This is a genomic window from uncultured Aquimarina sp. (genome assembly GCF_947492115.1).
In the GTDB taxonomy this organism is placed as follows: domain Bacteria; phylum Bacteroidota; class Bacteroidia; order Flavobacteriales; family Flavobacteriaceae; genus Aquimarina.
The window spans coordinates 1-389 of record NZ_CANLMM010000054.1 but is presented as its reverse complement, the minus strand read 5'-3'; the positions used below and the strand labels follow the sequence as shown (position 1 = coordinate 389).

At 37.3% G+C, this 389-nt stretch carries 1 rRNA gene; it reads left to right on the top strand.

The annotated features are described in order from the left end of the window. The first annotated feature begins 241 nt into the window (after window positions 1–241). Window positions 242–349: ribosomal RNA gene (gene rrf, locus Q1A73_RS24495) — 5S ribosomal RNA — on the top strand. Window positions 350–389 lie beyond the last annotated feature (40 nt).

The window sequence follows — 389 nt, the reverse complement described above, 5'->3', positions numbered from 1 at the left end:
TGTAAAGGCAGTAATGTCATAGCCGAGTAGTACTAATAACCCATAGGCTTATGCGCACACCTTGGTATTGAAGTATCGATACCAAGGTGGAGATTTGCTTAACAAGTGTATTTTAGTGAAAAGCTCATCGTATTTTATATATTTAAATCAATATGTCAACAATATTGGTTAATAGTTTATGGTTAGATGTTGATAGTTTAAATACTATTAACCAATAACTAACTACTATTAACAAACGGCTTAAGGTGGTTATAGCATCGGGGCTCACCTCTTACCATTCCGAACAGAGAAGTTAAGCCCGTTAGCGCCAATGGTACTACAATCGTGGGAGAGTAGGTCGCCGCCTTCCTTGAAAACCCTTCATTATGACAATGAAGGGTTTTTTTATG